Origin of the sequence: Aquiflexum gelatinilyticum, assembly GCF_024741135.1 — a bacterium.
GTDB lineage: Bacteria > Bacteroidota > Bacteroidia > Cytophagales > Cyclobacteriaceae > Cognataquiflexum > Cognataquiflexum gelatinilyticum.
Genome location: NZ_JANSUY010000041.1, coordinates 1 through 1,995 on the forward strand (window position 1 = coordinate 1; position 1,995 = coordinate 1,995).

Here is a 1,995-nt window from a genome sequence, read left to right on the forward strand (position 1 = left end):
TGATCCAGGCGCAAGACTTGGAATAGAAGTGTTCAATCCTGTCAAAGGATCTGTAACCGAAACATCGCTCAGAGTCACGTTCCCGGTATTTGTCACGACAATGGTATAGTTCAATGCATCTCCGACAGCTTCAAATGTTGACTCGGTTGCAGTCTTGGTGATGGAAAGCGCAGGACTTTGTGTTGCGGAAACAGACTCCGAAGCGGAGACATTGACAGTACCTACGGCAGCAGAAGCCATGTTGTCGACTTTTCCTGCGTCGATGTCAGCCTGTGTGATTGTATAAGAAGTTGGGATTGACTCGAAAGCAAGAGGTGCAAGAGAAGCAATCGTAGTATTCAATCCTGTCAATGGATCGCTTACTGCAATGTCTTCGAGAGTGACGTTCCCGCTATTGGTCACGACAATGGTATAGTTCAACACATCGCCTACAGCGGCAAAGGTTGATTCGGTTGCAGTCTTGGTGATGGAAAGCGCAGGAGTTTGTGTAGCAGCAACTAATTCCGAAGCGGAAACATTGACAGTACCTACGGCTGCAGAAGCGGTATTGTCGACTTTTCCTGCATCGATGTCACTTTGGGTGACTGTATAAGAGGTAGGAATAGACTCGAAAGCCAGAGGGGCAAGAGAAGCAATCGTAGTATTCAATCCTGTCAATGGATCGCTTACAGCAATGTTTTCCTGAGTGACGTTCCCGGTATTGGTTACGACAATGGTATAGTTCAGTACATCTCTGACTGCGTCAAACGAATTTTCTGTTGCAGTCTTGGTGATCGAAAGCGCAGGGCTTTGTGTTGCGGAAACAGACTCCGAAGCTGAGACATTTACCGCACCTACGGCTGCAGAAGCGGTGTTGTCCACTTTTCCTGCATCGATGTCACTTTGAGTGACTGTATAAGAAGTCGGGATTGACTCGAAAGCAAGAGGTGCAAGAGAAGCAATCGTAGTATTCAATCCTGTCAATGGATCGCTTACAGCAATGTCTTCGAGGGTGACGTTCCCGCTATTGGTCACGACAATGGTATAGTTCAACACATCGCCTACAGCGGCAAAGGTTGATTCGGTTGCAGTCTTGGTGATGGAAAGCGCAGGAGTTTGTGTAGCAGCAACTAATTCCGAAGCGGAAACATTGACAGTACCTACGGCTGCAGAAGCGGTATTGTCGACTTTTCCTGCATCGATGTCACTTTGGGTGACTGTATAAGAGGTAGGAATAGACTCGAAAGCCAGAGGGGCAAGAGAAGCAATCGTAGTATTCAATCCTGTCAATGGATCGCTTACAGCAATGTTTTCCTGAGTGACGTTCCCGGTATTGGTTACGACAATGGTATAGTTCAGTACATCTCTGACTGCGTCAAACGAATTTTCTGTTGCAGTCTTGGTGATCGAAAGCGCAGGGCTTTGTGTTGCGGAAACAGACTCCGAAGCTGAGACATTTACCGCACCTACGGCTGCAGAAGCGGTGTTGTCCACTTTTCCTGCATCGATGTCACTTTGAGTGACTGTATAAGAAGTCGGGATTGACTCGAAAGCAAGAGGTGCAAGAGAAGCAATCGTAGTATTCAATCCTGTCAATGGATCGCTTACAGCAATGTCTTCGAGGGTGACGTTCCCAGCATTGGTCACGACGATGGTATAGTTCAATGCATCTCCGACAGCGTCAAATGAATTTTCTGTTGCAGTCTTGGTGATTGAAAGCGCAGGATTCTGTGTTGCAGTTACCGACTCGGAAGCGGAAACATTGACAGTACCCACGGCAGCAGAAGCGGTATTGTCGACTTTTCCTGCATCGATATCGGCTTGTGTTACCGGATAAGAAGTCAGAATGGATTCACTTGATCCAGGCGCAAGACTTGGAATAGAAGTGTTCAATCCTGTCAATGGATCGTTTACAGCAATGTCTTCGAGGGTGACGTTCCCGGTATTGGTCACGACGATGGTATAGTTCAATACATCTCCGACAGCATCAAATGTTGATTCGGTTGCAGTCTTGGT

1 protein-coding gene is annotated in these 1,995 nt (G+C 47.2%); it reads right to left on the reverse strand.

Annotated elements, in window-relative coordinates; genetic code table 11:
• Positions 1-1,995: beta strand repeat-containing protein (locus NU887_RS21055; protein ID WP_420839803.1), on the reverse strand; the 1,995-nt coding region annotated here is incomplete at both ends.